Origin of the sequence: Candidatus Accumulibacter sp. ACC003, assembly GCF_907163085.1 — a bacterium.
GTDB lineage: Bacteria > Pseudomonadota > Gammaproteobacteria > Burkholderiales > Rhodocyclaceae > Accumulibacter.
The window spans coordinates 76614-103585 of the sequence record NZ_CAJQTX010000010.1 but is presented as its reverse complement, the minus strand read 5'-3'; the positions used below and the strand labels follow the sequence as shown (position 1 = coordinate 103585).

At 60.7% G+C, this 26972-nt stretch carries 21 protein-coding genes and 1 pseudogene; 2 read left to right on the top strand and 20 right to left on the bottom strand.

Features of this window, described 5'->3' with window-relative positions; all coding sequences use genetic code 11:
* Positions 1 to 12: 12 nt before the first annotated feature.
* Positions 13 to 1956, top strand: coding sequence for a tetratricopeptide repeat protein (locus QZ656_RS21740; RefSeq protein ID WP_291995365.1), 1944 nt, complete (start codon positions 13 to 15; stop codon positions 1954 to 1956).
* Between the two features lie 71 nt (positions 1957 to 2027).
* Here the strand turns inward: QZ656_RS21740 and QZ656_RS21735 are convergent, their stop codons facing one another.
* The 20 genes and pseudogenes from QZ656_RS21735 to QZ656_RS21640 all read right to left on the bottom strand — a co-directional run bounded on the left by QZ656_RS21735 (position 2028) and on the right by QZ656_RS21640 (position 25331).
* Positions 2028 to 3239 (bottom strand): hypothetical protein, encoded by a 1212-nt coding sequence (locus tag QZ656_RS21735; protein ID WP_291995364.1) that lies wholly within the window; start codon positions 3237 to 3239, stop codon positions 2028 to 2030.
* A 344-nt stretch (positions 3240 to 3583) separates the two neighbouring features.
* A complete protein-coding gene (locus QZ656_RS21730) occupies positions 3584 to 4528 on the bottom strand; it encodes a glycosyltransferase family 2 protein (protein ID WP_291995363.1) in 945 nt (314 codons plus the stop codon).
* Positions 4529 to 4578: 50 nt separating this feature from the next.
* Positions 4579 to 5670 (bottom strand): N-acetylneuraminate synthase family protein, encoded by a 1092-nt coding sequence (locus QZ656_RS21725; protein WP_291995362.1) that lies wholly within the window; start codon positions 5668 to 5670, stop codon positions 4579 to 4581.
* Positions 5671 to 5960: 290 nt separating this feature from the next.
* Entirely contained in the window at positions 5961 to 7784 is a 1824-nt protein-coding gene (locus tag QZ656_RS21720; protein WP_291995361.1) for a thiamine pyrophosphate-binding protein, read from the bottom strand.
* Between the two features lie 22 nt (positions 7785 to 7806).
* Positions 7807 to 9603: a hypothetical protein gene (locus QZ656_RS21715; RefSeq protein WP_291995360.1), complete on the bottom strand. Its 1797-nt coding sequence runs from the start codon at positions 9601 to 9603 to the stop codon at positions 7807 to 7809.
* Complete coding sequence (locus QZ656_RS21710) at positions 9600 to 10283, bottom strand: methyltransferase domain-containing protein (protein WP_291995359.1); 684 nt, start codon at positions 10281 to 10283, stop codon at positions 9600 to 9602. Before QZ656_RS21710 ends, QZ656_RS21715 begins: the two co-directional genes overlap by 4 nt.
* 63 nt (positions 10284 to 10346) lie before the next feature.
* The gene (locus QZ656_RS21705; protein WP_291995358.1) at positions 10347 to 10970 is read right to left on the bottom strand and encodes a class I SAM-dependent methyltransferase; all 624 of its coding nucleotides are present in this window, start codon (positions 10968 to 10970) and stop codon (positions 10347 to 10349) included.
* Positions 10963 to 11652, bottom strand: coding sequence for an NTP transferase domain-containing protein (locus QZ656_RS21700; RefSeq protein ID WP_291995357.1), 690 nt, complete (start codon positions 11650 to 11652; stop codon positions 10963 to 10965). The genes QZ656_RS21705 and QZ656_RS21700 overlap by 8 nt, the downstream gene beginning before the upstream one ends.
* Positions 11649 to 12548, bottom strand: a complete 900-nt coding sequence (locus QZ656_RS21695) for a hypothetical protein (RefSeq protein WP_291995356.1) — start codon at positions 12546 to 12548, stop codon at positions 11649 to 11651. The genes QZ656_RS21700 and QZ656_RS21695 overlap by 4 nt, the downstream gene beginning before the upstream one ends.
* Positions 12538 to 13227: a hypothetical protein gene (locus QZ656_RS21690; protein ID WP_291995355.1), complete on the bottom strand. Its 690-nt coding sequence runs from the start codon at positions 13225 to 13227 to the stop codon at positions 12538 to 12540. Before QZ656_RS21690 ends, QZ656_RS21695 begins: the two co-directional genes overlap by 11 nt.
* A 9-nt stretch (positions 13228 to 13236) precedes the next feature.
* A complete protein-coding gene (locus tag QZ656_RS21685) occupies positions 13237 to 13989 on the bottom strand; it encodes an ABC transporter ATP-binding protein (protein ID WP_291995354.1) in 753 nt (250 codons plus the stop codon).
* Positions 13990 to 13994: 5 nt separating this feature from the next.
* Complete coding sequence (locus QZ656_RS21680) at positions 13995 to 14768, bottom strand: ABC transporter permease (protein WP_291995353.1); 774 nt, start codon at positions 14766 to 14768, stop codon at positions 13995 to 13997.
* Between the two features lie 185 nt (positions 14769 to 14953).
* On the bottom strand, positions 14954 to 16015 hold the full coding sequence (locus QZ656_RS21675; RefSeq protein ID WP_291995352.1) for an NAD(P)-dependent oxidoreductase: 1062 nt from the start codon (positions 16013 to 16015) through the stop codon (positions 14954 to 14956).
* On the bottom strand, positions 16012 to 17325 hold the full coding sequence (gene rfbH / locus QZ656_RS21670; protein WP_291995351.1) for a lipopolysaccharide biosynthesis protein RfbH: 1314 nt from the start codon (positions 17323 to 17325) through the stop codon (positions 16012 to 16014). The genes QZ656_RS21675 and rfbH overlap by 4 nt, the downstream gene beginning before the upstream one ends.
* Positions 17322 to 18425, bottom strand: coding sequence for a CDP-glucose 4,6-dehydratase (gene rfbG / locus QZ656_RS21665; RefSeq protein ID WP_291995350.1), 1104 nt, complete (start codon positions 18423 to 18425; stop codon positions 17322 to 17324). Before rfbG ends, rfbH begins: the two co-directional genes overlap by 4 nt.
* Positions 18410 to 19180 carry a glucose-1-phosphate cytidylyltransferase gene (rfbF, locus tag QZ656_RS21660; protein WP_291995349.1) on the bottom strand — a complete coding sequence of 257 codons (771 nt, stop codon included), beginning with the start codon at positions 19178 to 19180 and terminating at the stop codon, positions 18410 to 18412. The genes rfbG and rfbF overlap by 16 nt, the downstream gene beginning before the upstream one ends.
* Positions 19181 to 19604: 424 nt before the next feature.
* Positions 19605 to 20591, bottom strand: a complete 987-nt coding sequence (locus QZ656_RS21655; RefSeq protein WP_291995348.1) for an Rpn family recombination-promoting nuclease/putative transposase — start codon at positions 20589 to 20591, stop codon at positions 19605 to 19607.
* A gap of 96 nt (positions 20592 to 20687) precedes the next feature.
* Positions 20688 to 21802, bottom strand: a pseudogene (locus tag QZ656_RS21650) (ISAzo13 family transposase).
* Between the two features lie 220 nt (positions 21803 to 22022).
* Entirely contained in the window at positions 22023 to 24566 is a 2544-nt protein-coding gene (locus QZ656_RS21645; RefSeq protein WP_291995347.1) for a DEAD/DEAH box helicase, read from the bottom strand.
* Positions 24567 to 24656: 90 nt separating this feature from the next.
* Positions 24657 to 25331 carry an HAD hydrolase-like protein gene (locus QZ656_RS21640; protein WP_291995346.1) on the bottom strand — a complete coding sequence of 225 codons (675 nt, stop codon included), beginning with the start codon at positions 25329 to 25331 and terminating at the stop codon, positions 24657 to 24659.
* A gap of 430 nt (positions 25332 to 25761) precedes the next feature.
* Between QZ656_RS21640 and QZ656_RS21635 the strand changes: the two genes are divergently transcribed.
* Positions 25762 to 26964, top strand: coding sequence for an FtsX-like permease family protein (locus tag QZ656_RS21635; protein ID WP_291995345.1), 1203 nt, complete (start codon positions 25762 to 25764; stop codon positions 26962 to 26964).
* Positions 26965 to 26972: the final 8 nt, after the last annotated feature.

Sequence of the window (26972 nt, the reverse complement as noted above, 5' to 3'; positions counted from 1 at the left end):
AGTGTCGAGACAATGAAGACTTTTCGCAAGAAACAGCGCTCGGGCAGCACGAAGCGAGCGCCACTCGATCCTGAATGCCTGGCCCTGATGCGCCTCGTCGATTCCGGCAGCTACGTCGATGCCGAAGCGGCAGCGCGACGCATCCTCGGTGGTCGTCCAACACATTCGTTGGCGTTGAAAGCCGTTGGCTTTGCCTTGATTGGCCAGGGACGTTATGACGAGGCGCTGCCGATTGTCAGCCATGCCATCGAACGTACTCCCGACGATCCGGAGTTGCACAATAACCTCGGGATAGTCCTTTCGTCGTTGATGCGCTGGGATGAATCGATCAAATGCTTCGCACACTCGATCGAGCTCAAGGCTGGTGATCCGGAGGTGCTGAAGAACTACGGCGTTGCCTTGGCGCGAATGCACAAATTCGGCGAGGCCGTTCCCTATTTCCTCAAGGCCATCGACTGCCATCCCGGTGACTATCTGGAAGCGATCGAGCAGCTTGCCGGTGCGCTGCTGAGCAGCAACCGCAATGATGAAGCCTGGGTCTGTCTCAACGAACTGTGGAAGAACGATCCGGGCAATGCCGCCATTCTGTCGCAATTTCTTTGTGCGAGCCTCAAGCGCTGTGACTGGAGCGACCTGGAGGCGAGGCTGCTCAGCCTGAGGTCGCTATCCGCGGATTACCTTTCGCTGACCGAAAATCCCTTTGTTACTTTATCGTTCCCATCGGTGACTTCCGCAGAGCAGCTGCGAGTGGCGGCCAATTTCGTGCGCCGCAGCATTCCGGTGGGTGTACTGGATGCAAAGGACCTTGATTGGCCCCCTGGCGATCCGGACCAGGCGTCTGAGCGACGTTTGCGGATCGGCTATCTGTCGGCGGATTACCGGAACCACCCGGTCGGTCTTATTCTGCCACAGGTCATCGAATTGCACGATCGCTCGCAGGTCGAGGTTTTCGGCTATTCGATGGGCATTGATGATAAGAGTGACATTCGGAGACGTCTGCTTGCTGCCTTCGATCATTTCGTTGATCTCTTGGACTGCAGCGTGAGTGAGACGGCGCGGCGCATCCGGGCAGACCGGATCGACATCCTGATCGACCTGCACGGCTGGACGACCGATGGGCGACCGGAGGCGCTGGCCCTTCGATGTGCTCCGGTGCAAGTCAACTGGCTTGGCTATGCAGGCACGCTTGGACACCGGAAACTGGCCGATTATCTTCTCGGCGACCCGGTGGTCACGCCGCTTCAGCAGCAGGCCTGTTACAAGGAGACGCTTGCGCACCTGCCGAACTGCTACCTGCCCGCCGATACCAGCACGGCATTGGGCTGTCGACCGGCACGGCGTGACGCTGGCTTGCCGGACGAGGGTTTCGTTTTCTGTTCGTTCAACAATAGCTACAAGTTCAACCCGCAGGTTTTCGACCTTTGGTGTGGGCTGCTACGCGAGTTGCCGGGGAGCTGTCTGTGGCTGAGTCAGCCGAGCGGTTCGGCTGCGGAGCGTTTGCGCGAGGAAGCGCGTGCTCGCGCTGTGGACGCCGCCCGGATCATCTTTGCACCGCGGGTTGAGTCGCGAGTCGATCACCTGTCGCGCCTGCAACTGGCGGATCTGGCGCTCGATCCCTTTCCCTACAACTCGCACTCGTCGGGGCTTGATGTGCTGTGGGCGGGCGTTCCGATGGTCGCGCTACTTGGCGACACGTTTCCGGGACGTGTTGGCGCCAGCTTGTTGCGCGCCGCCGGCCTTGAGGAACTGATCGCTGCTTCCCCGGATGACTACTACCAACTGGCTTTGGCACTGGTGCGCGAACCGTCGCGTCTGAATGCGTTGCGCTCGAGGCTGGCAGAAAACAAACGCGACTGCCCGCTTTTCGATATGCCGCGTTTCGTTCGGTCGCTGGAGGAGGTGTACGCGAGGATGTGGGGACAGCATCAGCTGGGGAGCACGAGCGCGCTGGTTTGAGCAAGGGCGCCGCCTGGCTGTCGCGGCGTCAAGAACGGCGTTTCAGCGTCTGCCAGGACACCTGCGTTTGCTCATTCAGCGCTTGTGCGGGGCGCCGGGAGCGGCTTCAGCCAATCTCGCAGCGGCGAGGCGCTGAGTCGTCCAACATAATGTTCTGCTGGCTGGCCGCCTTGGTGATCGGCCAGCGTCTGCCGGTAGTTTGGTGCCCATCGCGGAAAGGTGGCTGAGCGCCAGAGTTCATTGAAGGCGGTGTGGGCGCCTATAAGAAGAAAAAGGGCGGCTATCCAGAGTGTAGAACGGAGAGGCACGTCGCTTTGTGCAAACAGCGTTTGCAAGCAGATCGCCAGTAGGAATACCAGCGGTATCGTACTCAGCCGCAGCCCGAGATCGTTCGTCGGGCCGAAACGGAGTAGCGGCAAAGCCAACAGGACGACTATCGCCAGCCAGAATTCTGCACGTCCCTGGCGAACGTGCGGCGCCATGACCAGTGCCAGGAACATGAACTCGCAGCCGACGAAGAGCAGGTAGCCGCGTAGCGACACCTGCTGCAAGGCGTACTTCACGGCAGTCGTCGATGGCGTGGTCGCTACCACGGAATCGATGTGGCCGATGTCAGACGTCAGGAAAAGCAGCATTGGCAGCGAAAAGGCGCTCGCAGCGAGGATGGCGTCCCATGGCACGCTGCGCCAGCCATGGTGACGGATGCCGAGCACCGCTCCGAGGGTCACGAACGGGATCAGCCCGATCACCGAAAATGGTGTCCAGATAAGGGTCAGGGGAAGCGCTGCGCTGGCCATTGCGAGAAACTCGCGACCATGCCGATGGCGAAAGCAGAGCGCGGCGGCGAGCCAGCTCGACAGGCAGTGATTCGGCGCCCAGAGCAGTTGGCCGGTGAGCGAAGGGTAGCTCAACGGGGACCACCATTCCAAGCGCAAGGGAAAGATCGGCAAGGACTCGGTTGCGATGACGACACCGACGAAGTCCATGCCACTGAAGAAAACGACCAGCAGCAGGGCCGCCGCAAGCCGCCAGCCGGCGCTTCTGGGCAGCGGCAGCAGGAGCAGAAAGATCAGTACCCCGAGCGCAGTCCACAAGTGGACGGCGATATCGATATGGGTCAGGCCGAAGATCTTTCCGAGCATGGCAGGTGGCAGAAAGTAGCCAATTGCCGAGCGGAGTATCAGCGGTATCCCCTCTGCCGACAGGTAGTGCACCGGCCACTCACCGATTACCAAGTCACCGAGAACCGCATCACGGATCTCCCAGTCGGCGTTCGCGTACATGTAGTGGCTGCCGCCGCCGAATGCCGACCACGCACAGCTCGTTGCGACGATCAGAAGAACAGCCGACTGCGTATGTTTGCTGCGCCAGGTGCCAGTTCTTGACCAGAACACTTTGGCGAGGCAATAGAACATCGCGGAACACAGCAAAAGGGCCAGCGGAAGGCGCAACCAGCCGAAGAGAAACAGCAGATTGGGCAGGGCAAGGTAAGCGAACGAGCAGGCCGTAAGGCCGTCGGCACCGTTCGGCTCACCGATCAAAGCTTCGGCTGACTCAGGAGGCTGTATCGGAAGCCGAGTTGCCGCCAGCGCGGCGCTGGTGGTGTCAGTCGATGCTTCCCATCTCTTCATTCATCAGCCGTGGGGAAATTGATGCGCTCCTTTTCCACGACCAACGGTCGCTTCAGGACCTGTGTGTGGATCGCAGCAATGTATTCGCCGAGGATCCCGATGAAGAAAAGTTGCACCGAGGCGAAGAAGAAGAACCCGATCAGTACCGGCGCGATGCCAAGCGAGAACTGTTCCCAACTGACCAGTTTGTAGATTAGGTAGGCGATTGCCACCAGCAGGCTGAGCGCTGAAAGTGCGAAGCCGGCCATCGTCGCCAGACGTATTGGCACTTTCGAATGGCTGGTGATGCCGAGTATGGCAATGTCGTAAAGCGTGTAGAAGTTGTTCTTGCTGATGCCGCGGATGCGCCGTGGTTGCACGAAGGGGATTTCCGCGTGTTCAAAGCCGATGTCGGCGATCAGTCCGCGAAAGTAGGGATAGGGGTCGTCCATCTGGCGGATGATTTCCACAACCTTCCGGTCGTACAGGCCGAAGCCGGTGTAGTTCGGGATCAGCCGGGTGTCCGAGATGCGCCCGATGGTGGCGTAGAACGAGTGGCGGATGAAAGTCATCGCCGTGGTGTGGGCGCTGCTCGGCTTGACGGCGGCGACGACGCGGTAGCCTTGCTCCCATCTGGCGATGAAGTCGGGAATCAGTTCGGGCGGTTCCTGCAGGTCGGAGGCCATGGCGATTACCGCGTCGCCGCGCGCCTGCAGCAGAGCGTGGATCGGCGACCTGATATGGCCGAAGTTGCGCGTATTGACGATCAGCCTGACGCGCTTGTCGTGTGCAGCGAGGGCCTTGATCCGGGCGACCGTAGCGTCGCTCGATGCGTTGTCGATGAAGATGTGTTCGTAGTCGTACTCCGGCAAGCGTTCGAACTGCGCGCGGATGCGCTCGTAGAGCTCGTCAACGTTTTCTTCTTCGTTGAAACAGCCGGTGACGACACTGATCAGCTTCATTGTGTGCCGTCGAGGTCGAAGATGATTGACTGAAACAAGGCCGTGCCCGATCAGAGTCCGCGTTGGTAAATGAGCGCCTTGAGCTGTTCGATCTCGGCGTAGGGGCTGTCGATCATGTCGATCATGATCGGCTCGTCGGCTGCGACATCGCTCAGCAGCACCTCGCCGCGCATCAGCTCGCGGCACGAGATCTGGCCCTTCTGCAGCGGGATCGCCAGGTAAATGTCATCGTCGCAGAGCGCGTGTCCCCGGCGCAGATCACGCCGCGCGTAGACACCGCGCACGAGCGCGTCGAGATACTGGCTTTCCCGGTTCAGCGGAATGCGTTTCTGGGTTCCCGGCGCACCGCACATTTCGACCACGCGCCGGTACGCCTTGAACCACTGGTCGATCTGTTGCGGCAGGCTGCAGTACGCGGCGACCGTGATGTCGTCCGCCGCGATGTCGATATGTCGTTCGAAGCTGCGCGCGCCCTTGGCGTAGGCGACGGCGATCGACGTGTGCCAGTCGCGGTGTTCGTGCGTCGACAAGCCGATGACGTTGAGCGGGTAACGGCGACGCAGGAAGTCGATCTGGTTGAGCTCGATCTCGTGGTCTTCGGATGGGTAGAGCGAGACGCAATGGTTGATCGCCAGCGGAATCGCGCGCCGGTTGAAGAACTTGACCAGATCGTCGACATCCTTCAGCGACGACCCGCCGGTCGACACGATGACCGGCTTTTTAGCGGTGGCGATCTTCTCGATCAGGATCCAGTCGTTGATGTCGGAACTGGCGATCTTGATGATGTCGACGCCGAGTTCGACGCAGAGGTCTACTGACACCTCGTCGAAGGGTGTTGCCATCGGGATGCAGCCGCCACGACGGATGGCCGTCGTCAAGCTGGCGTACTCATCCTTCGACAGGCGGGTGTCGAGCGTTCTCTTGATGTAGCGGATGTCGGTGCGCGCACGGAAGTCGCGGTGAATGAAAGCATCGACATCACGAAACTGCAGCTTGATTGCCGCCTTGACGTTGTTGAAGCGGACGATTCGCGAGAAGTCCCGGACGATGCGCAACCCGCGCTCCAGGCTGCCTTGGTGGTTGTTCGCCAGTTCGAGGACGAACAGATGTTCAAAGATCTCTGCGGTTTGCGAAGGGTTCATGGGCTTGCCGGTGAATTGCCGCAGGGGTCTGCATGGCCAGGGAAGGGGCACAGGCAGTTGCGGGCGTCGGAGAGCTGATGTGGATTCCCCCGAATTCTATACGCATTGCAGCCGGATGCGCTGCGCCAGCGCTGCTTGCATGCGCCAAAGCCTCTTCAACAAGACGTCGCCAGAAGGCGCCAGACGCATCGCTGAGCTAGCCACGCGGCGCTGTCTGCATCTGCTCGCCTAACTGCATGTCGCTGCAGCACAGGACGCCGCCGGCCGAGCGCTGACGGTGGTCGACGCGTTCAGGCCGGCGCATCGGTATCGTCGGGCGGCCACAGGTTGCGCGCCAGTTCTTCCCGATCGAGGAAAGGGTACATGTCTTCGAGCGGCGCCGAAACGATGCGCCCGTCATCGAGTTGTCGCGAACTGGTGCGCGGTTCGAATGGCTGCTGCTCGTCGAGCATCACCTGGCACAGTTGCGGGCCGGGAGTGTCGAGAATGCCGGCAATCCGCTCGGCGAAGTCGGCAGAGTAGAGGCGCGACGCCGGAATGGCGAAGGCCCTCGCGACGGCAACGAAATCGGGAAGCACCACGCCCGACTCCGGGCCGGCGCCGGCCAATCGGCCGAAGAAGTTGTTCTGCGAGCTGCGGATCGACAGGTAGCCGCCGTTGTCGAGAACGAAGATCTTCACTGGCAGTTGGTGCTGGGCGACGGTCTGCAACTCCTGGATGTTCATCATGATGCTGCCGTCACCGGCCAGGCAGATGATACGTTCCAGCGTGCTGCGGGCCGTGCGAGCGCCGTAGAAGGCGCCGATCGCCGCGGGCAGGTCGTAGCCCATCGACGCGCTGCCCGAATTCGAGAACATGCGCATGCCAGGCTTGATGGTCGCCGCCTGGAAGGGAACGATGGTCGCGCTGGCGTTGCCGCAGGCGACGATGTCGCCGCCGGTCAGTTGCGCGAACAATGTTTCCACGAAGTGGTAGGGGTTGATCCTCTCGCCGGCCGGCGCGCGTTGCTCGGGGCGGACGTTTGGATAGTCGAGCAGGCGTTGCCTGCACCACGCCAGCCAGGCCTGATGGTCCTGGTTCGGACGCCAGTCGTGCAACTGCTTTGCGAGGGTGGCGAGGAAGTCCTTGAGATCGGCAACGATCGGCAAATCGGGTCTCACCGTCGGCTTGTTCAGCTCGGCCGCGTCGATATCGACCTGAATCTTGAATGCCTGCGGTGCAAAAGCCTGCCAGTTGTAACTGACCTGGCGGACGTTCAGGCGGCTACCGAGGATGAGCAGGAGATCGGCGTTCTGGACGGTGAAGTTGCCGGCGCGCGTGCCTATCGTTCCGGGCCGGCCGCAGAACAGTGGATCGTCGGAAGCGATCAGGTCGTGTGTCCAGGCGGTGGCAACCGGTATGCCGAGGCGACGAATGGCAGCCTCGAACTCGGCAGTGGCGCGCGCTGCGCGTACGCCGCTGCCGGCGAGAATCACCGGCCGGCGGGCAGTGCGCAGCTGCTCGACGACACGCTCGATGTCACCGGGCAATGTCGTGCAGGGACTTGCCGGCGCCGGCACGAAGCGGCGCAGTCTTGCCGCGTCGATGCTCGCGCTTTGCACGTCGATCGGAATGTCCAGCCACACCGGCCCCGGTCGGCCCGAGGTCGCCAGGTGCAGTGCCTGGTCGAGGTGCCAGGCGATGTCTTCGGGACGTTCCACGAGCGCCGCGTACTTGCTTATGCCGGAAACCATGGGGATGATTTGCGCTTCCTGGTCGCCCAGTTGCCGCAGCCCGGGAACGGGTGTCGTCGCCAGGCAGGTGGCTCGCTTGACCTGGCCCGAGATGACGATCATCGGCACCGAGTCGGTCCAGGCGCCGAAGACGCCGTTGAGTGCATTGATGCCGCCGGGCCCGGTCGTGACATTCAGGATCGGCGGTCGCTCGGCGATGCGCGCGTAAGCCTCCGCAGCCATCGCGGCGGCCTGCTCGTGATGGAAAAATACCGGCTCGATATCGGGGTGATGGCACAGGGCGTCGTTGAGGAACATCGCACCGCCACCTGTGACGAGTAATGCATGTCGACATCCATAGGCAGCAAGGCGGTCGGTGAGGTAATAGGCCAGGGTAATCATGAAGTGTGTTTTTCGTGGTTGGTCAGTCGCCGTTGGACCATGTACGACGAGACATCGCGAGGTGCCGCCGCAGAAAAGCAAAACTTAAGTAGCTGGCTTTACGGATGCCATCGCGGCGAAGTGTGATGAAGAATTCACGTCCGAGCATCAGCGCTAGTCGTGGCAGGGCCAATATCCACTGCCATGGCGACAAGATACGCACTGTACCCAGGGACATGGGTCGAATTGGTATTGGCGAAGCTGAAAGCTGCGGGGTATTGAAGTGTCGTGGGCATTTGCTTGAGGGTGGTGGTGGCAGGGCTTGGTCGCGGACCGACGATTCACCGGTAAGCATTTGCTGTATCGACGCAACGATGGTTTCTGGGGATGAAAAATTGTGGCAGTTGGTGCCTCCGTATCGAATGCACTTGTCCCATCCCAGACATGGACAACAGACTTCACCACGCTGGAGCGAGATGTGATTGGCGCCGATGTTGCAGGCGGAGTGTACAGGGTGGGTGCTGGAAAAAAGATGGACCGTACGGCATTTCCGAGTCAGCGCAGCATAGTGTGCGGGAAAGGAGTCCATCCCGACCAGCACATCAAAGCTGGCAAGGAGATCGTCAAATGCGTCGAGTGTGTTGAAGCGCACTGATTCCGCGCCGGTAATGGGAATTTTTGCGTCGAGCGTGGTAACTCGAAACCCAAGGCCTAGCAACAGCGCTACAAGCTCCTTCTGATCGGCCGATGGATAGATCTTGAGTGGCCATCCCGCATCGAAGTGCAACAGAGCGGAAAGAGATGGCGACGGTTTCTGCTTTACCGCTCGGACCGCAGCGGCTGCATGTACGACACCGCTTGGCATTATCCCAAGACAAAACCGGAAATGGTCGATGTAGTGGAAGTCTGTGAAGTTGTAGTTTCGAGTTGTGCGGCAGTAAGCGTAGAGGGCAGTTCCGGGCAAGGTCTTGGCGACGTCCATAAAATGCTCGCAGTCCTCCTTGTGATAGTCGCCGCGGAACGGAACGGGACATCGGATGGATGAAAACGCTGTTTCGCCATTGAATCGTCGTGCGATCGGGAGGTAGTTGTCATGCACGATGATCTCATCGTAATAGGGCGATCCGGCGTCTCGCGATGCGATTGCCATGAATAGCACGTCGCCCGCATGATGGGTGAAGAATGCCTTGATCAAAAGGGCATCACGGGCGGCTGCTCGCTCCGCCAGAGGCGTGTCGGCAGTACCACAGCTAGTCTGCAATACCTTCGTGGCGTGCCTAGCGCACCATTCCATGGGGCGACGATAGGCCGCTGGCAGAAAGCCATCCGTCATGCTGTCAAGCAAAGGAAGTCCGAGTTCCAGTTGATCGACGGATGTGAACAACGCGGCAGCAAGAAAGGCTTGATCAATGCTGGTCGAAGAGCAGGACAGCAACAGCAGAAGACGCCGGCAACGAGTGTGGGTTGCATCAAGCAGGTAGGCCATCGGGACGTCGCGGCGGGCGCTCAGAATGGCTGCATTACCCGAATACTCCTTGGCATGTGCTAGACACGCTCGTACGGAAAATTCCGTAAGCCGGAAGCGTGGGTTGAATACTAGGACGCGTTGAACCGAGGACAGTTGCTGGCCGGCGCGTGCGAGCATTTCAACCAGGTAACGACCGGGTGAGGAGACGAAGCTGTCGGGCATGGCCAGTCCCGTCGCAGCACTTTGCGCAATCGAAAACCCTGGATGGATACGAAAGCTGCCGACTTGGCTCTCAGCGATTCCGAGATGCGCATAAGTTCCCAGCACCAAGGTTGATGGCGTTGGCTCAATGCAGATTTGGTAGGCACTCACGGCGATATCTGGCGTTTCTGGGCAATGATTTCAATCTGTGCCAGTGCATGGCCGAGCGTTTGATCGATCGCGTAGCCGAGGTGAAAGAGGAAGTGAAACAGCCCGGTGCGCAGCCAACGTCCGCCACGGCCAAGCCGATCGAGCACCATCAGCAGGCGCGATACCGAAACCGGTAAGCGCTTGCGTGTTCCATCATCCCGGAGACGTTCGTCGTAGGCTTGACATTGAATCCCTGCCGACAAGATCTCGCATTCGGGTAACGTCGCAAACAGCGCGCGAACCTCGATCGATCTCGGACTCCAGGTTGACTCGCCATCCACGCGAAATGTCCACTTGTGATCACCATTGAAAAGGCTGGGCCAATGCTGCTGCTCGTAAAGCGTTTCTTCCGGGACCACCACAATCAGCTTGCCGCCAGGTTTGAGCAGATTCCACCATTCACGCAAGGCGTTCCCCGGATTCCGCATGTGCTCAAGACAATGCGAACTGTGCACCGCGTCGTAGGAACACGGCTGTCGGTAGAGCGTCACATAGTTGGCATCGCCGTCGGCCATGTCAAAGCCTTCCGCCCACGGACATACCAGATCATTGCCGGCACCGATGTCAATGACGCGGCCGGCAAGGTGATGATCGCTGAAATCTGGTGGGCGAATGGCTTGTGTTTTCGAAGCTTCGTGCATGGGGAGGGGCGAATGGTTTCGACAGATTTGGTGGGGGGAACGCAGTCCGGCTCTGAGCAAAGCCTAATAATACGGTTCCGAACAGACAAAAGCCGTATGCATGGTCGTCGGCCAGCGGTTGAACGTGTCCGGGTAGGCGACGATTCTCACGGTGTTGAAGCGGGATTTCAAGAGTCCCTCCTGAACGTCGAGAGCCGGATAGCGAGCGACATAGTGGCATTGCAGGGCGTCCGAGAAGCCATCCATCAACAATTCGACCCCACGCGAGATCTGGTTCTTGACGACCATGGTGCCTGCCGGTGCCAGCCAGTTGCGGGCTTTTTCGTAGATCGATTCTTCCTCATCTGCTTCCAGATGCGTAACTACGCCAAACAAGAGGATAAGGTCAAAGGTGGAGGCAGTGGCGAACGATTCCAGGTCAGCACACTGCTTGATGACTCGTGGATCGTCGGGGATGTCCTCAAGGAAGCCGGGGTATTTGTCGACCGCGAGCAAGTGCGTCGTATCGAGTAGCAACTTGCGCGACAACTCCGCAGACCCGCTGCCCAGATCGAGAATCCGGCAGTTTGCGCCGACCATCGGCGCCAGCAATTCACGCTCGAAATTGAGCATCGGGCTCTCTGTCCATCTCCCGGCGCCGGTGGCGGAGCGTTGCCGCCAGAATTGATCAATGACAGCCTTATCCATGGAAAACTCCTTGATCGAGCAGTTCCTGCAACCATGCTTCCATTGCCGGAATCTCCTCCGGATAATCGATCTCCCGACAGCGGACGTGAACCGCGGGGCACGGCAACAGCGTTCGGATCATCTGATAGACATGGCCCGTACCGTGCACCTTATGCTCTTGTGGTGAGAGCGTTACCAGACCGGTCCATTCCAGCGTATCTACGCCCGGAGGAGCTGGTTCCCCATGGTAAAACGCGGTCGCTTGGACGAGGCCGGAAGGGGCGTGGTGTGTGCCGACGAGGACAGGCGCCAGGCTTTGGATGTCGCTGACCCCTATGGCGGGAACCGTTTCACCTACCAGTGCAAGGAGATCGTCAGGATGCACCAGCAGGTCACCGTCGACTGATACCACCGGAAATCGTGCGCGCTTCAGTGCGACCGACAGGCTGGCCGCCGTTCCTGTCGATTCGAACGCCGGGTTGGTCACGAACACTGCATCCGGGCGTAGTTCGCCCACAGCCTCAATCACTTCGCGAGCCTGGAAACCTACGACGACAAGGACTTCCGAAAAAGCGGCCAGAGCCTGCAATTGCCATTCGACAAGAGGTCGTCCCAGCATCGGCGTTAGACACTTTGGGCGGATTCCTCCCATACGTGTCCCTCGCCCTGCGGCATTGATAACAGCCGTTCTGCTTCGGATCATCGGTGTGCTCCAAGTAGCTGATCTATCGATTCCAACAGGAGCGGGAAGTTGAATGGGGGGGCCGCCGCATTGGATGCGAACTCACCGGCACCACTTGGATTCTGCATATCAGGGTCAAGGATGACTGCCTGGACACCAAGGTAGCGAGCTTCGGCGACAACGGAACCCGGGCTGTTGACGAAAACAGAGCGGCTGGATGCGATCAGGGCGGTGCTTGACAGCGAGGCGGGAAGAACGTGTGCGCCACGGGCCACTAGCTCAGCCGCGAGTGAATCACAACCGGGCCATTCGGGCAGTTTCAGCGGCAGTCCCTTGGCAAGGATCTGGGGGTAACTGGCCAGCAGATAGCTTGCTCCCCCCGAACGCATTAATTGAACAATTTGGTTGATGAAAATAACGCCGCGCTCGGCAACCATGGCCTCGACGTCCGGCGCAAGTCGGTCGAGGCCGTTGTGTTTTATCCATCCAGTTTCGATGACCTTGCAGTAGTGCCGCAGGGCCGGGTTGACCGGGCCCGCGGGCGCCCCATACAGGTCGAACGCGTTCATGTAGATCAATTCCTCAGGCCGGATCGGCATCTCAAGATCATGGGGAATGAACACGGAACACGCGGGACGAAAACGCTGCATGATTTCTAAGGGCGCGACATACTGGTTGAAAGGAAAGTCTTCGCCCCAATGCGCCTGAAAAACCTGCGAGGAACAGGCTGGATGTTGTGACGTGACGAGAATGTGGGGACCATCAATGACGGCAGGCAAGGGGGTCTCCTGCATATCAACGGTGATTACCTTGTACCCGTCGTTTCCTAAATAGCGAGCCAGAGCCGTCAGCGAATACTCGCAGCCGAAGCCGCACAACAGAAATTGATAGCCGCTACGCAGGCTATCAATCGACATGGTCGACCCGGCGTTCTGTTTTTCGCGGGCAGCGCCGGGCTACAAGCCATCCGCCGTGAGTGTGCGCCTCACTTGGTGAGTCGCCAAGTTTGATATAGCGCGGCTTGCAATTCGTGGCTTCGGCATGACTAACCGCCGTGATCTCGGTCTTTCCACCGCTGGTACCGCGGTACGCGCACGCGACTTCGATGAAGCCCAATGAATGAAGCACCAAGCGGCAATCTGCTTCCGGTAGAAACTCGAAGCGAGTTGCGATCAAGAGCGTTCCTGCGACCGTGCTCAAGGATGACCAGCGGGTTTCCATGAATCGCTGGAAATGATACTCGTCGAGAAAAACAAGGGCGCTATTTGCGTCCACGATGTCGATGTCGGGATGCGCTCCTTCCGCGTCAACAGGTGAAAAGGCGGTGGCCCCGGGAAACTGTAAAGCGACGTCCGCGGCGTAGTAGCCGATAAAGTGTAGGTGGCCGCAATAGCCAAGGATGTCGCGGGGCAGAAACTCAAGGCAGATCAGTTCGTTCTTGATGACGACCGGAAGTAAGCGCGGGAACAACGCGGAATCGACTCTTGCCAGTTTTTCGTCCAGATGTCTGCGCAGCCGATCATCAATTCGGCAAACAAGCGGTTCCAGCAACCAGTTCAAGACGGGCGAAAGCATTTTTTTCAGCAGGTTTATCATCAGGCAGTCTTAGCCACTGTACCGTTGCAAGATGTCGGATTCTATAGGCGCGGATTCGACGATCCGGCCATTCTGCAACCATGTTACGTGAGTTGCCAACTCGCGCACCAGCGATAGATCGTGCGAAACAATTATGGCCGAGCGACCGCTGGACAGTCCAGCCTTCAAATGTTCCATGCATTTTCTCTGGAAGTCATGGTCGCCTACGGCGAGAACCTCGTCGATTACCAGCATATCGGCAGAGACGTGGGCTGATACGGCATAGGCCAGACGTACGTACATGCCGTTAGAATAACGCTTGACGGGCGTGTCTAGGAAGCGTTCAACCCCCGAGAAGTCAACAATCGCGTCGAATTGGCGCTTCGCCTCTCGCTCAGCACAACCAAGCATGGCCGCATTCAGAAAAATGTTCTCGCGACCTGTCAGTTCGGGATGAAAGCCAGTACCTACTTCCAGCAGCGATGCAATTCGCCCGCGAATGCGAACCCGCCCTTCCGTTGGCGGAATGATACGGGACAAGATCTTCAGCAGCGTCGACTTGCCTGATCCGTTCTTGCCAACCAATGCACGGCACTCACCTCGGTGCACTTGGAATGAAACTCCTCTGATCGCCCAGAATTCCTCGACGTTCGGCTTCGGCCCATTCGCGATGGCCCGGTTTACTGCGCTGAGCAGCCATGACTTTATTGAGTCCGTGCGTTGCTGGTGCGACAGCGCATAGCGTTTTCCTAGCGTTTCCACGTCAACTACGATTTTTTCCATGGTTGTCAGGCAAGGTCTGCCAGACTTGCCTCGATCGCAAGAAAGTGTCTCGTCGCGGCGAGACCAATGGTGAGCGTGACGGCCAGTGACAGCAGCACCGGTGTTTCAGGAAAGCCGTCCATCCCGCGCAGCAGGCTCCAGCGCAGGCCTTCGATGATGCCGACGAGGGGGTTGAGAGCGTACAGCAGTTTCCATGGCTCGGGGATGCGCGCAATCGTGTAGCCGGCCGGGGTGAGGAAGAAACCGCTCATGAGCAGGAAGGGAACCAAGTTGCCGATGTCGCGCAACTTCACGTTGGCAACGGCCAGCCAGAGACTGACGGCGGTGCAAAGAACAAGCAGTTGCAGGCAGAATAAAGGGAAGAAGACAATCTGCCAGCCGGGCAGATAGCCAAACCAGAGGCAACCGAGTGCGAAGAGTAGCCAAGCGACAAGAAACTCGATGGCATCGACGGCGACGGCGGCGCAGGGGATTATCGCCCGAGGAAAGTATGTCTTCTGGATGATGTGCATGTGGCCGAGCAGCGAGTTCATCCCGTCGGGTACGGCATTGGAAAAGAAATACCATGGGATGACGCCGCAGAATATAATAAGCGGATAGGGAATGCTGTGATTCTTGTCGAAACCGGCGAGAAAGCCAAAGGCAAAGCTCATCACCGCCATGAGTATCAGCGGCTTGAACAGTAGCCAGGCTAAGCCGAAGTAAGTTTGCCGGAAGCGCACGATCAGGTCGCGGCGAATCAGCATCTTGGCAACTTCGCGGAACTTCCACAGTTCCAAGCAGTACTCCCGGAAGCTGGGGGGGCTGCCGTCGATCAGTATTTCTGGTGGCGAGTCGGGCGTCATTGCGCAGTCAAATGCGGTCGTTCAAGTGCGTGAGTGTGGCCACCAGTCTAACATCGTAGGTAGGCTTGCTCCTTACTTCGTTCGTAGAACGGCCTTGTGGTACCTGGAAAAACCGACTTTCATGTGACGTTGATCCTTCCGTAACTTGCCCTTTTCGGTGGTCTGCACGACCAGTCCATCGTCCGACGCAAGGCGGTCGTCAGCGGTATCCTGACTTCCAGTTCGAGTTCTTTGCGAGCCTTGTCGATCGCTGGGATATAACGTTGTGGTGGGCCGGATGATCGCGGCTGCGCAATTTCCATTGGCACATCGCCCGCGGTGGCAATAGCCCCGGCCAAGCTGGTCAGATCGATGCTTTCGTCCGAGCCGACGTTGTAAGCCTCGGACGGCGTGCCCTTGACCAGCAGGGTCAGTAGCCAAACTGCCAAGTCGGCAGCGTAGAGGTAGCTGCGCAGTGGCGTCCCGTCACCAAGAATACGGATCGGCCCACCGGCAAGCGCGTCGCGCATGAAACTACCAATGGCGAACTTGTCGGTGAGCGGCAGGTAAGGGCCGACAAAAGCAAAGCCGCGGGCGATGACGCACTCGACGTCGGGCGTGAGGGCGCACATCAGTTCGCTCACACGCTTGAGCTCGCCATAGGCGGACATGGGCTGGCTCGTATCCGGAGCGCCGATGTAGTCTTCTGAAATATGGCTCAGATCGACCGGCTGGTGCCCGTACACTGCGCCGGAGCTGGCAAACAACAAACGCTTTGCGCGCGATTGTCGGGTGAATTGAAATAGGCGATGCATGCCCAGGAGCGCCGACGTGAGCAGGGTCGTGCCGCCGGCGCCAACTTCCGCGGCGGACGGGGTGGCGAGGTGGACCACGAAATCGAACTGACCCGTGGGGTAGCTGAAGCTGTCGATTTCGCCAGCGAGCCAATCGAATTCCGGCCGCAGTGCCAGACGCGGCAGTTCACGGGCGAAGCGCGTCGGGTCTCGGCTGAGCAGCGTGGCGGCGACCTTGACGCCGAGTGCATCATTGGCGGCGACGATGCTTTCGAGCAGCCACTTTCCGAAGAAGCCTGTGGCGCCGGTGATGAACAGACGCGTGCCGCGTATTTCCCGCCAGATATCGCAGGTATGGGCGAGGATATGTTTCAGGTCACCGGCGGGCAGGATGGGCGAGCCGTTCAAAAGCCGACTCCGAGAAACTCGCCGATCTTGTCGGCCGCGTAATCAAGCATGTCGGTGCTGAGCCCCGGCCAAAGCCCGATCCAGAAAGTATCGTTCATCACCCGATCGGTGTTGGGCAGCGGGTTGGCGATGCGGAAATTGCGTTCGGCCATGTACGGCTGGCGGGTGACGTTGCCGGCGAAGAGCAGGCGTGTGCCAATGCGGTACTGGTCGAGATACGCGAGCAGGTCGACACGGTCGCAGCCGGCTTCGGGCTTTAGCGTCAGTGGAAAACCGAACCACGATGGGTCGCTGGCAGGCGTCGCCTGCGGCAGGACGAGAAAGTCTTCGAGCGGCGTAAGGCGCTGCCCCAGGTGCGCGAAGTTTCTCTTGCGGGCAGTGATGAAGTCCGGGAGTTGGTCCATTTGTGCCAACCCGCAGGCGGCCTGAATGTCGGTGATCTTGAGGTTGTAGCCAAGCTGCGAGTAGGTGTACTTGTGGTCGTAACCGAAGGGCAGGTCGCCATGCTGTTGCGCGAAGCGCTTGCGGCAGGTGTTGTCGCAGCCGGTCGCGCAATAGCAGTCTCGACCCCAGTCGCGTAGCGACTCCAGAATGCGCTTCAGTTGCGAGTTTTGCGTGAAAACTGCCCCTCCTTCACCCATGGTGATGTGGTGGGCTGGGTAGAAGCTGAGCGTGCCGATGTCCCCGAAAGTGCCGACGGAGCGGCCCTCATAGCTTGAGCCGAGCGCGTCGCAGCAGTCTTCGATCAGCCACAGGTGGTGCTTCTTGGCGATCCGGCAGACCTCGTGGAGATCAAAAGGATTGCCCAGCGTATGGGCGAGCATGATCGCTCGCGTGCGGCTGGAGATCGCTTTCTCGATCTGGGCCACGTCGATGTTGTAGGTCGGCAGGGTGACGTCGACGAAAACCGGCACACAGCCATTCTGGAGGATTGGATTGATGGTCGTCGGAAAGCCGGCGGCAACCGTGATAACTTCGTCACCGGCCTTTATGGCGCGCTCACCAAGGCTAGGCGAGCAGAGCGCACTGAATGCCAGCAGGTTCGCCGACGAGCCCGAGTTGGTGGTCAGCACGTGCTCGACATTAAGGAATTGGCCCAGGCGTTGCTCGAACCCGGTGTTGAAGCGGCCGCTAGTCAGCCAGCCGTCAAGCACGGCATCGACCATGTTTCGAAGCTCGCCGGCGCCAATCACCTTGCCGGCTACCGGTACGGCGCTGGCACCTGCCAGGAAGGCGGTGGTGGGCCGGGTCTCGCGGGCGTGGCGTTCGACGAGCTCTAAAATCTGCTCTCTCAGTGGGTCAGCGTTCATGCCATGACTACGTTGGAAGTGGCTCGGCAGTAGCGGTTGATCTGTAGACTGGAAACAGCGGCCATATCTTCGCCGCGCAAATGCGCGTGGTGCCAGGCTACGGTCATCCGCAGGGCAGAACCGAGTGACCAGCGCGGCTGCCAGTGCAGCATGGAGATTGCTTTCGAAGCATCGAGTCGAAGCTGCTGCGCTTCATGCGGATGCGCGTTGCGGTCGTGCTCCCAGGTAGTGCCGTCGCCCCAGAGGCTACCCAGCGCATCTAGTAGCTGTTCGACACTGGGTGCGTTTTCGTCGGACGGGCCGAAGTTCCATGCGTCAGCGAAGCTTGCACCCTGTTGGACCAGTTGCTCGGCGAGCATCAGGTAGCCGGCCAGAGGTTCGAGAACGTGCTGCCACGGGCGAATCGCCGCGGGATGGCGTACCTGCAGCGGCCGCTTGTCGACGAACGCGCGAATGGCATCGGGAATCAAACGGTTGGCCGACCAGTCACCACCACCGATGGCGTTGCCGGCACGCGCGGTGGCGATCGCGGTGCCGTGCTTGGCGTGATCGACAGGTTTGAAGAAGGAGGAACGATAGGCGGCGGTGACCAGTTCGGCGCAGCCCTTGCTACTGCTATAGGGATCGGCGCCACCAAGTGAATCTCCCTCGCGGTAGGCGTGTCTCGACTCTCGGTTTTCATAGCATTTGTCGCTGGTGACGACGACGACGGCACGTACGCCCTGGTTCTGGCGCACGGCTTCGAGAACATTGACGGTGCCCATTACATTGGTGCTGTAGGTCTCAACGGGGCGGGAATAAGCGGGCAGCATTTCGGCCTGCGCGGCGAGATGGAAGACCACTTCCGGCTGGTGCGTGGAAAAGGCCGCGTGCAGCCAGTTCGCATCCCTGATGTCGGCGAGAATTGACTCCATCTTCTGGCCGACGCGGGCGATCTCGAACAGATTCGGCTGAGTTGCCGGCGGTAGCGCATAACCAATGACTTCGGCACCCATTGTCTGCAGCCACAGAGAAAGCCAGCCACCCTTGAAGCCGGTATGCCCGGTGACCAGGACGCGCCTGCCTTTCCAGAACGCGGGCTGAATCACCAGTTTTTCCAAGGGGCGGTTCCGGAGGCCCAGAGGTTTTCGAGGTGTTTCTTGTCGCGCAAGGTGTCCATGCCCTGCCAGAAGCCGTCGTGTCGCCACGCGGCAAGTTGGCCGGTCTGAGCCAAACGTTCGACCGGGCCCGCTTCCCAAATGCAGCCATCGTCGTTGATCAGGTCGAGTACGCTGGGGTTGAGGACGAAAAAGCCGCCGTTGATCCAGCCGCCATCGCCGCGCGGCTTCTCGCAAAAGGCGACGACACGGTCATCCGCCAGCTCAAGGGCACCAAAACGCCCAGGCGGGGTGACCGCCGTGACCGTGGCGCTTACCTGACGCTGGCGATGGAAGGCGATCGCTGCGCTGACGTCGATGTTCCCGACACCATCGCCGTAGGTGAAACAGAATGCTTCGTCCGTGTCGAGATGCGCACGCACGCGGCGCAGCCGCCCACCGGTTTGCGTTGCCTCGCCGGTGTCGACCAGCGTTACTCGCCAGGGCTCGGCGTGACGCTCGTGCACTTGCATCTGGTTGGTTGCCATGTCGAAGGTCACATCCGAGGTGTGCAGAAAGTAGTTGGCGAAGTACTCCTTGATCATGTAACCCTTATACCCCAGGCAGATCACGAAGTCGTTGATGCCGTGGCCGGCATAGATCTTCATGATGTGCCAGAGAATCGGCTTGCCGCCAATTTCAAGCATCGGTTTTGGTCGTACGATCGTCTCCTCGGCCAGGCGCGTGCCCGTTCCGCCGGCAAGGATGACGGCTTTCATGCGCCCGCTTCGCTTTTCAGAAGGGCCGCAGGAGAAGCGCAACAAGGTCCGCTTGGCGTCATGCGTTGCGCGCAGCCGGACTGGGCGCTGACGCTGTCGATGAACTCGGGCAGCGCAGCAAAGTGCCGCGGCGACAGTGGCCAGCCGCTACCCGCGTCGAACAGGGCATTTGCTTGTGGCTGCGGGTCGGCTGACTTTCTCTGGCACGAGAGGCGCGGTTCGCTGGGTTTGCGGGCGGGCTTGCGGCTTCTTGCAGCGGCTTGTCCGGTGTTCGTGGTCATGGCATCGGTGGGTTTGCGTTTAGGATTGGCGGCGGCGGGCAGGGACAACGGCGGGTGTGGTCAAGGTCGAGAGTCATGGTGGTAACTCTTCGGGCCCTATGGTCTGCTGCGTTCGCGTGCGCAAGGATACGCTAAGAGGCTTGTCAGTTCGGTGTCGGGGTGAACACGGAGGCTATGTTCGGCGCGTTCACGGCGGCATCGAACCAGGCTTCGAGCTGTTCGAGGTCGGCCGTCCCTATGCGCTCGACAATGGTCGTCGGGATTGCGCCAAAGCGTTGAGAAAGCAGGCGTTGCAGGCCTTTTTGCTCGCCCAGCAGCATGCCTTCCGCTACCGCCTTCGCCCGCCATTGATCAATACTCGTTTCCAGCATTTCGGTTCCTTTCAGCATGTCGTCGAGCTCCAGCAGTGGCAGCCCGGGCATTTTTCGACTGAGACGGTACTGCATCCACTGCATCACCGCTCGGTCTATGGTCTGTTTGAATGGCGATTGGGCGACCGCCTGGCCAAGATAGCGGATCGCTCGTTTCGCATCTTCCGTGTCGCGAGTGTGCTCCATTCGGAATATCGCCGCCATGACTCGTTGCAAGCCCTCCAGGTATTCGGCACTGAAGCGCCCCTCGTCGAGCAACCAGAATTTCAGCCTTGGCTGAAACTCGGTCAGCACCGCCGGGTGCGGCTGGATCAGCTCGAAGACCTCTGGACTGTGGTTCCAGCGCGTGTCGCCGTTGTAGATCACGATTGGCAGGACCGGCGGCAGGCCGTCTGCCGGATCGACGGTCTTGCCGCGTACCAGATGGTCGTAGAGCGCCGCAACGTACTGCATCATCCGCACCGGCATGCCCTTGTCGATCGACGACTGGAACTCGAGCAGCAGGTACAGGTAGATGCGTTGTCCTTTTAGTTCGATCGACCAGACCACGTCGTCTTCACGCTTTTTCATCGCCGGCGTGATGAAGTTGCCGGTTTCCGGGCGCAGCGTGCCGTAGTCCAGCAGTTCGTTTACACCGGGTGGGGCAAATACTTCCAGCAACTCGCGCACCAGGTCGGCGTGCGAGAAAAGGTATTTGTAGCCCGCGTCGTGAAGGTGAACCATGGCCTGGATTGTAATTCTTCGCCAAGCGGCGAGCAAAGCGCAGCGACAGCGGCTGGCGCGACGGCACGCGCAGGCGGCAAGGTCGCCGCCAAAGCCCGCTGGCGCGAGTCTTTAGGTGATTTCTACGGATCTTCATACCGTGCAAGCCGGTCGGATCAGGATGTCCCACTTGGGTAGAAGTGGGTTTCGTGCCAGCCTGGACTCGACAGCTTGCATGGCATCCTTGGCCACGGTGATTCCTTTTTCATAGACCGTGCGGCTCAGTTCGACGACGGGATGAATGCCTTTCCACGTCATGCTCTTTGCCCACTCCAACATCGTTTGGGTGTCGGTGAGCTTGGCGCCGTTCCAGTGCTTTTCCAGGATTCCCCAGCAACGCTCCACCGGATTGTATTTGCTGTGGTACGGCGGATAGTACAAGAGGCGGATGGACTTGCCGGTGTGATCGGCAAACTCGACGATTCGCTTGAGAAATTGCGTACGCCGGCCATTGCTCTCCGGCCCGTTATCCGCCTTGATTTGGATGTGTGTGACGCGAGCACACTCCTCGGACGCTTGACTCTCCCGCCACGCGTAGAGGCTGTCGATGATGAAATCGCTGGTCTTCGCCGAGCTTCCGAAGGACAAATGGAGCCGCCCACTGTCTTCGTCGACGACACCAAACGGTGTGTGTTTCTCTTCGCATCCCATGTCGTGATCCGCCGCTTGGTTGTCGCCCCGCGTCTTGCCACCTCGCGAGTAGTCGCCAATATTCACCGTCGCCTTGCAGTCCATGCTTACGCGCATGACGGCCTCGCCTTGGCAATCTCGGTCATGCTCCCGGATATTGGCGAAGATGGCGTCGGTTTCGGGGACTTTTTTTGGGGTTTGGCCTTGAGCACCGGACGCAGCCGGTACCCGTTGCGGTTCAGTACTTTCGACATGCCGCTTCGTGACGGCAGCACGTCGTCGGCAAAACCCCGCGCTCGCAACTGCTTGATGGCTTCCTCGGCCGTCAAGCGGGTAAATGACAAAGTCGTGCGAAAAGTCGGATCTTGTTGGGCATGGCTTTCCGCCAGTTCCCAGAGAGCTTGCGCCACCTCCGGGTGTTTCTCCTCCCACAATTTCGCGCCGCAGCGGAACGCGTGCAGCCCCAGACAAACAATCCCCGTACGTTTCTCATGAAGACCACGCTGCACCGTCTGCCGACTCCATCCGAAAACGTCCTCTGCACGCCGAGGATTGCCCTCGCAGTATTTCAGCGTCATCTCCGCCTGAAACACCCTACGGTCCGCTCCCGTCATCTTGCTCGAAGCAAGCCGGATATCTTCAATGTGGACGGCTTCAAGAGAAACCTTGCTTTCAGCTACCGTGGCGACCTTCATCAGTAATACCTCCAACCTCATAATCTACTGAAAGTATCGCATACAACGGTATGAACAATATGGGAGATCGCCTTAGCGTTCATGCTGGCGCCCGCCAGCGACGCTATTTCGGCTTGCCGAACAGCGCCAACAGTCCTTCGGCGAGGCTGTTCACCGTCTGAGGGTCCGGTACCGGTAGCCTGAGATAGCGCTGGCCAGTTGCCGGGTCGGTGTGCACCAAGGCCGATTGACGCTCGCCTTGCGACGCGGCCGCCAGTTCGCCGAGCAACTGCGCACCGGCGGCCAGCAGCGGCGCCCAGGGATTGGCGACGCCCGCTGCCGCCGTTCCGTCAGTGGCGGGCGCTGGCGGTGCCGCGGCGGTGCCGGGTGAGGTGTCGGGCGGCTCATCGCCGTCACCGGTGCTTGCCGGCGCTGCGGCGGCGGCCATCGCTTCGGCTTCGCGCTCGTTGGCAGCGGTGTCCTCGATGTCGCCGGTCGCCGCCAGCGGCGGCGTATCCTGACCATCTTCTTCGCTGGCGGCCTGGCCTTCGACGACGCCGGTCGCCTGCTCGACCGCTTCCATGAACTTCGACAGGCGTGTTCCCTGCAGGGCCACTTCGCTTTCGCCACCGTCGAGGACGCCGGCAAACAGCGATTGCTTGAACGCCAGTACCGACAGCATGCCTTCCTCGATCGTGCCGCGGGCGACGAAGTTGATCACCTGCACGCCACGCGTCTGGCCGAGCCGGTGCACGCGGCCGATGCGCTGCTCGAGCACCGCCGGATTCCACGGCAGATCCATGTTGATCACCACTGCCGCGGCGTGTTGCAGGTTGAGGCCGACGCCGCCGGCGTCGGTGCTGAGGAAGACTCGGCAGCCGGCATCCTGGTTGAAGCGGTCGACCAGTGCGCCACGTTTTTCGCTGGCGACGCCGCCGTGGAACAGCACGTGTTGCCAGCCGCGCTCGTCGAGCCGACGGATGATCAGCTGGTGCGTGCGCAGCCACTGGCTGAAGACGACGACCTTGGCGTGTGGATCGTCGAGGATGTCGTCGAGCAGCGCCGCCAGTTCGTCGGCCTTGTAGCCGTGGTCGCTTTCGTGGTCGAGCAGGAAGGTGCTGTTGCACGACATGCGCATGTTCTGGAGCGCGCAGCGCATCCGCAACTGGTCCTTCTCGGAGAGAAAGCCGCTGTGGCGCCAGCGCTGGACGAGGCGCGCGACCTGCAGGCGGTTTTCTTCGTGGAGCTCGGCCTGCTGCGGCGTCATCGGCACAAACAGCGTGTTGTCGACGCGTTCCGGCAGTTGTTCGAGCACCGCCGCTTTGCGCCGGCGCAGCATGATCGGTGCCAGCGTCTCGCCGATCTGCTGCAGCTTTTGGTAACCGACGACGCGGCCGCGTTCGTCGCGCTGCTGGTGTTCGTCGAGCAGCCGCCAGGTCGGCCCGAGGCGGTGCTGATCGACGAACTGAACGATCGAAATCAGTTCCTCGAGGCGGTTTTCCAGCGGCGTGCCGGTAAGTACCAGCGCGTAGGGGCTGTCGATGCGCTTCAACGCGCGTGCGGCGATGGTGTTCCAGTTCTTGATTCGCTGTGCTTCGTCGACGATTACCACGTCCGGCGCCCACGCCTCGATCAGGTCGAGGTCGCGACCGAGCGTCTCGTAGTTGGTGATCTTGCAGAAGTCGTCCTGCGCGTAGCGCGCCTGGCGGACGGCGCGCAGGCCGCCGATGACCGTTGCGCGGCGTTCGCTGAAGCGCGCGATCTCGCGTTCCCACTGGTGTTTGAGCGAAGTCGGGCAGACGATCAGAACGCGTTCGGCGGCGAAGTGGCGAGCGAATATTTCCATCGCCGCGATCGCCTGCACGGTCTTGCCGAGGCCCATCTCGTCGCCGATCAGCGCGCGGCCGGCACGCACCGCGAACAAGGCGCCTTCGCGCTGGTACGGATACAGCTCGACCTTGAGCAGACCCTGCAGGCCGGGGCTGTCGGCGCCCAGCGGGTAGAGCGCGGCGAGCGTCTGGCGGCGCGCTTCGCCGTCGCGCACTTCGGCGACGAAAGCCAGCGCGTCGTCGTGGCAGCGCAGCTCGTGGCCGGCGTTGCGGACGTCGTCGATGAACTCCGCAAGGTCGGTAAAACGCTCGGGCGGCAGTCGCCAGCCATCGCTCGCGTCGAACAGGCGGCTGGTTGCCGGCTGCAATGGCGCCGGAAAGTCGCTGCCGAGACGTAGCCGCACGCGCCGCTGGCCGGCGTAGTCGAGAAAGAGTTCGCTGAACGATCCGGCGAAGCCGTGCTCGAGCGCGCGCTTGCCGGCCGGCGTCGCAGCGATCCGGGCGAGGGTGAATTCGATGTGCTTGCAGGTGCCGAGATCGTTGGTCGCAAAATCAGGGCAGGCGCAATAGTTGTCGCCTGGCCGCGCGCCACGGATGACGACGCGGTAGCGGCGGCTGCTCGCCGGGTTAAAGACGACGAAATCGGAGAATACCGGATCGTCGCCGAGGTTCTCGAAGTCGAAGGCCTGCTCGCGGCCGAATTGGCGGCGCAAGGCTCTTTGCCAGTCGTCGACGGGCAGGTCGGTCGGTTTGCGTTGGCGCGAAAGGCGCGGCTCGGCAGCGGCGCGGGAGCTCGCTTTGCGGTCTTTGGCGGTGCTTGGTCCGGAGGTCTTGGTCATGGCGTCGGCGGGCGTGGGGTCGGGAGTGTTGTCAAGAGCGGTGTCAGGAGCGGTGTCAGGAGCGGCCGCTGCTGATTATAAAACTTTCCTTCAGTGCGGCAGGCGCGACCCGGCGCTGCGCACCGGCATCCCTTGCGTCAGGTGGGCGATGAGCTCGCGAGGCGTCGCCAGGCAATGCGTGCCGGGCGTCGAAAATTCCCCATAACCCCAGCGGACTCCTGCGAAGTGCAGGCCGTTGGCGGTGGCGGCGACCTCGTCCTCGGGCGTGTCGCCGACATAAATCGTCTGCGCCGGGGGCAGCGCCTTGTCGGCGATGAGCTGCGCGAGCATCGTCGCCTTGTCGGGCAGTCGTGGCGTCTGGCAGTCGAGCGCGTAGACGGCCTCGAAGTAGTTCTGCCAACGCAGGTACTCCAGGATCAGGCGCGTCGGCAGCAGCCGCTTGTTGGTCGCCAGGAAGCAGCGCGCGCCGGTCGCCGACAGCGTTGCCAGCAGCTCGGGGATGTCGGCGAAGACTTCGCTGGCCTGGTAGCCGGTGCTGTCGTAGTGCGCCTTGAAGTGCTCGGCAAGCGATTCGAGGACGAGCGGGTCGCTGCTGCCGCTCAGCTCGCGCAGCGTTTCGGCGAGTGGCGGACCAATGCGCACGGCGCCCAGCGCGATCCGCGGCGCGATGCCTTTTTCCGCCAGCGCCTTGCCGAAAGCGTCAAGAATGGCCGCGCGTGAGTCGATCAGGGTGCCGTCAAGGTCGAAAATGATTGCATCAAACACGCTGTAATCCGATCAGGGTCCAGGTTGGCAAAAATGGAGCAAGCCTAGACGCTGCGAGACAGGGTGGCGATGCGCCGGTGAGTCCCGGGAATGCCGCGACTGGTTCGCGGTCTCGCCGGTCGCGTCTTGACGCGGCGAATTTTATACGCTTTGCGCCCGCAACGGCCCCGGAATCCCTTCGCCTGTGATACGGCGGCTGATCGGCGGCAAATCTTGCGGCGCCGGCGGCCGTCTGGTCGGCCCCGGGCGATTGCCGGAAAAGGACGTGCCAGAGAGTATGTCCTTGGCCAGAAATCGCCTAAGATACCGGCGACACGACGGAGCATTGACGAACATGGGTAGAGGCGGTGCGTTTCATTCGACTGTAGCGGCCGCTGCCAGGCATGTGCGGTTGCCGAGCGGCGTGCGCCCGGCGTGGCTCGAATACCTGATGGCTTTCCGTAACGTCACTCGCCAGTATCGTCGCAGTCTCCTGGGAATCGCGGCGGTCGCCTTCGGCGTCGTCTCGCTCGTCCTTGCCGCCGGTTTCATTGAGTGGATCTATTGGGCCACGCGCGAGGGCGCCATCCAGTCCGGGCTCGGGCACATTCACGTCATGCGAGCCGGTTATCTGGAAAAAGGCCAGGCGGACCCGATGCGTCATCTCCTGCCGTCGTCGTCGGCGGAGTTGCAGGAGATCGAGCATTTCGCCAAGGTCAAAACGATCGCGCCGCGCCTCTCGTTCAACGGCATGATCAGCCACGGTGAGTCGACGATTTCCTTCGTTGGCGAGGGCGTCGACCCCGAGGCCGAGCGTATCGTCAGTCGTGCCATGAATCTCAGTTCCGGACAGACGCTGTCCAGCGACGCCCCGACGGGAATTGTCCTCGGGCGTGGTTTGGCCGAGAACCTGGGCGTCAAGGTCGGTGGCACCGTGGTGTTGCTGGCGACGACCGGTGCCGGAGGTCTCAACGCCGTCGAGTGCACCGTGCGTGGTCTGTTTACCTCGGTCAGCAAGGCCTACGATGACTCGGCCTTGCGGGTGCCGATGCCGCTGGCGCGGCGCTTGCTGCGCGTAGATGGCGCTCATCGCTGGATCCTCGTTGTCGACGATACCCGCGACACGACGGCGACGATGCTGGCGCTGCGGGAAAAGTTTCGCGGCAGTGGCCTGGAGTTCGTGCCGTGGTACGAATTGGCCGATTTCTACAAGAAGACGGCAGCGCTGCTTTCGAAACAGGTGAGCATCGTCGAACTGATCATCGGCATCATCATCGTCCTCAGTATCACCAATACGATGATGATGAGCGTCCTCGAAAGAACGGCCGAGATCGGCACTTGCCTGGCAATCGGCCGCCGCCGTCGTCAGATTCTCCTGCAGTTTGTCTACGAGGGGCTGACCATCGGCCTCATCGGCGGCGCCCTTGGACTGACGCTGGGCGCTTCCCTGGCGATGCTTATTTCATATGTTGGCATCCCGATGCCACCACCGCCCGGGATGTCGGAGGGCTACAGTGGCGAAATCATGCTGACCGGTGCGCTACTGAGCAAAGCCTTTCTGCTGGCCATCGGGACGACCACGCTGGCCAGTCTCTATCCGGCGTGGAAGGCTTCGCGCCTGGAGATCGTCGATGCCTTGCGGCACAATCGTTAGTTTGGACG